Origin of the sequence: Rudaea sp., from assembly GCF_036560865.1 — a bacterium.
Taxonomy (GTDB): Bacteria; Pseudomonadota; Gammaproteobacteria; order Xanthomonadales; family Rhodanobacteraceae; genus Rudaea.
Map to the genome: position 1 here is coordinate 1 of NZ_DATBQK010000077.1, position 4,190 is coordinate 4,190.

Annotated in this window: 2 protein-coding genes; both read left to right on the plus strand. The window is 65.3% G+C overall.

Going from position 1 to position 4,190, the window contains the following annotated elements; genetic code table 11:
- Nucleotides 1-3,561: exodeoxyribonuclease V subunit beta (gene recB / locus VIE67_RS08270; RefSeq protein WP_332025112.1), on the plus strand; the 3,561-nt coding region annotated here is incomplete at its 5' end.
- Nucleotides 3,558-4,190: AAA family ATPase (locus VIE67_RS08275; protein ID WP_332025114.1), on the plus strand; the 633-nt coding region annotated here is incomplete at its 3' end. The genes recB and VIE67_RS08275, both read left to right, overlap by 4 nt.

Sequence of the window (4,190 nt, forward strand, 5' to 3'; positions counted from 1 at the left end):
GCCGGCACGGGCAAGACGTACGCGCTTGCGGGCATCCACGCGCGCCTGATCGTCGAAAAGAAATTGCAGGTGCGCGACATTCTCGTGGTCACTTACACGCGTGCAGCGGCGGACGAATTGCGCAAGCGCCTGCGTGAACGCCTGACCTTGTGCACACGGATCGCCGCCGAACCCGAATCGCCGGCGGACGACGCCGAGAAAGCGGAAGTGAGCTTTTGCCGCAAGCTGATCGCCAAAGCGCTTGAGGAAGGCGAACCGCGCGAACTGCTGCTGCGCCGCCTGCGGCTTGCCGCCTTGAGCCTCGACGAAGCGCAGATCAGCACGGTCCACGCATTCTGCGAACGCGCCCTGCGCGAACAGGCCTGGCGAGCAGGTGTGCAGGCAGCCGAAGGCAAGTTGATCGATATCAAGCCGATGCTCGGCACCCTCGCGGCCGATTTGTGGCGCGAACGCGCGACCGGCGCCGATGCGCAGGGTTGGTACGCGTTGTTGACGGTGACGAAATCGGCCGATGGCTTCGTCGACCTCATGCAGGAATTGTGCGACGCGCAGAGCGTCCTCGAACCGGACGTTGCCGAATCGGCAGAGCTGTTGCGCGAACGGATTGCGCAGGGCGATTCGGCGCTCCGTGCACTCGGCGAGATCTGGCGTGAGCACGGTCCTGCGGCAATGACCGCGCTGATCGAACATGCGCGTGACGGTCACATCAAACTGAATTCGTATGCGCCAGAAAAGACTGCGCACGAAGCGCGCGCCCTGGCCGAAGCATTTGCCTCCGGCGCACAGCCCGATAGGAAGGTCCTTTCGCGCTACACGTCCGCGGAGATCAAGGCGAAGCAGAGAAAGCAAGGCCGGTCATTGCCGCCGCAACTTTTTTTTGCGGCGGCTCAGACGACCGTTGCCGAACTGGAGCGGGCGGATGACGCCCAGCGCCTACTCGGCCTGCTGATCCTGCGCGATTGCGCGGACGAGCTGCACCGTCGCCTGCAACGTCAACAACGCGATGTGGGCGGCTACACCTACGACGATCTGATTTCGCGCTTGCATGAATCGGTTTGCGGCGCGCACGGCGCGGCGACCGCGAAAGCATTGGCGAAACGCTTTCCAGCGGCCTTGGTCGACGAATGCCAGGATAGCGATGCGCACCAGTTCGAGATCTTCTTCGCCATCTACGAGCAGCGTGGTCTGCTGGCGCTGGTCGGCGATCCCAAACAGTCGATCTACCGCTTTCGCGGCAGTGACGTACATGCGTACCTGGATGCGCGCGCGCGTGCCGATGCGCGACACGCGCTCGATCGCAATTTCCGCTCGACGCCGGCCCTGATCGGCGCTTTCAACCGGCTGTATCGCGACGCGGGCGAGGCGGCGTTCGACAGCGGCGAAATCCGCTACGAGCCGGTGCAACCCGGCGGCACGGCGCGCGACGACGATTTGCTGATCGAGGGTGTCGCGCCAGTGCCGCTGTGCTTTTGGCAGGCCGATGCCGCTTCCAGCAAGGCCGATGCCGCGCTCACGCTGGCCGCCGGCTGCGCCGAGGAAATCGTGCATCTGCTCATGCTTGCGCGCGGCGGGGCCGCGCAGTTGCGACGCAAGCAGGACGACGGCTCGATCCAGCACGCAGCGCTACGCGCCGAAGATCTCGCAGTGCTCGTCGCCAGGCATGACGAAGCGACCGTGATGCAGCGCGCGCTCTCCGCGCGTGGCGTGCCCAGCGTCGTGGTCAGCCGCGCAAGCGTGTTCGCCAGCGATACCGCGCGCGAACTGCTCAACCTGTTGCGCGCGCTCGACAGTTTTGATCCTGCGCGTCTGCGCGGCGTGCTGTCTTCACGTCTGCTCGGCAACACGCAGGCCGGGATCGCGGCGTTGCGCAGCGACGCGACGGCTTGGCATGAACAGGCGGCCCGCTTTGCGCAGTGGCGGGAACGCTGGCGTGAGCACGGCGTGCTCGCCCTGGTGGAAATCGTCGCCGAGGAAAGTGCGGCAAGGCTGCTCGCACATGCCGATGGCGAACGCTGCGTGACCAACCTGCTGCACCTTGCCGAACTGCTGCAAGAAGCGGAACGCGAGCGCGATGGCGCGCGTGCCCTGATCGACTGGTTGCAGCAACGCATCGCCTATGCCGACAAGGAGCGCGAGGAGGAACAGTTGCGTCTGGAATCCGACGCGGGGCGCGTACACATCGTCACCGTGCATGCGGCCAAGGGCCTGGAATATCCGATCGTGTTCCTGCCTTTCGCGGCGTTGCGGCGCAGTCCGCGCAACGTGCCGAGCTATACGCGCTTTGCGCGCACGCAGCGCATCGTGCATGTCTGCGGCGTCGGCGACGATGGACAAGCCAAGGCCGTCGAACGCGGCGAAGCGCAGGCCGAGGCGTTGCGCCTGCTCTACGTTGCGCTCACGCGTGCGCGGGTTCGCTGCTACGTGGCCTGGGGAGAAATCGGCCGTGGTGAGCCGCCTGCGTTCGCCAACCTGCTACTCGCGGGCACCGATCCATCCAAAGCGGAATCATCAACATCGGCAAGCGTGTCCGCGCGCCTGGCCGAACTGGCCGCGTCGGTACCAGAGCTGATCGCCTGCTCGCCGTTGCCCGTACCCACGTCACAGCGTCTGCCTGGGCCTGATCTGACCAAGTTGGCTCCAGCGCGCCAGATCCGCGAACGCGTGCACGAGTGGCGACGCTCGCACAGTTTTTCGGGCCTGAGCGCGGGCGCGCGCGAAACGCTGCGTGGCAGCACCGATATCGCCGGTGGCGAAGACGAACGCAACGTCGCTGCCGCCGCAATTGATGCGCCCACTGTACCGACCGTATTGCGCGGAACGCGCTTCGGTACCGCATTCCATGAGCTGCTGGAAAAAGTGGATTTTTCCGCATGGCGCGATTGGCACGCGCCACCGCCACCGCCGACGCAACGCGAACTCGTCGATCGCATACTGCACCGCTACGCGTTCGACGGTATCGATGACAAGAGCGCAGCCCGCGCAGTTTTCGTCCAATTGGTCGCCGCTACGCTCAATGCGCCGCTGCCATTGGGCGCGCGCCTGGCCGATCTTGCGCCGACCGAGCACCGTGCCGAGATGCCGTTTCATCTCGCCATGCGCAGCGCCGATGCGCAGTCCTGGCTCGCGCGCATGCAGGCCGATGGTTATGTGCAGGCACGTAGCCACTTCGCGCTCGAAGGCAATCGCCTCGCGGGACTGATGACCGGCGTGCTCGATCTGGTCGTATTGCATGACGCACGCTGGTGGGTGATCGATTACAAGACCAATCTGCTGGGAACCAATGCAGCGCAGGACTATGCGCCGGTGCGCCTCACCACCGCGGTGCGCGAGGGCGAATACGATCTGCAATATCTGATCTACCTCACCGCGCTGCACCGTTGGCTCAAGATGCGACTTGGCGCGGCCTACGACTATGAGCGCGATATCGGCGGCGCCTTGTATCTGTTCGTGCGCGGTCTCGATCGGGGCGGCGTGAATGGCGTGCATCAGGACAAGCCGCCCGCAGCCTTGATCGAAGCGCTCGATGAAATGCTTGCGCCACCCGTGGAGATCGCGGCATGAGCACGCTGCTCGATCGCCTCGAAGCATTGGGCCTGCTGCAGCCGGTGGATGCGGCGCTCGGCCGCCTGCTTGCGCAGAAATCGGCAAACGACGGAGCGACGATCGGCCTTGCCGCCGCGCTGGTAAGCGCGGCGCGCGAGCGCGGGCACAGTTGTCTGCCCTTGGCCGCGCTGCACGACTTCGTCGCCGACGAGGTGGATGCCGATGCGGAGACGCGTGCGACGTTGCTGCGCGATTTGCCGAATGCCGACACGTTGCGCGCGGCTTTATCGTCTTCGATCTTGGTCGCGCGCGACGCAACGACAGCGGCAGCGCTGGTGCTGGATGCGCAGCAACGCCTCTATCTGGGTCGCTATTTTCGCTACGAAACCACGGTCGCGCAGACCTTGCGCGCACGCCTCGCAACGCCGTCTCCGCAGGCAATCGACGAAGCAGCCTTGCGCACCGCGCTGAACCGATACTTTCCCGCCACGGTGGACGGACTCGACCGCGAACAGCGCATCGCGGCCTTGCTCGCCGTGCGCTCGAGATTCCTGCTGATCACCGGCGGCCCCGGCACGGGCAAGACGACGACGGTGTTGCGCCTGTTGGCGATGTTGATCGAGCAGGCATTCGCGAAGGGAGAGGTG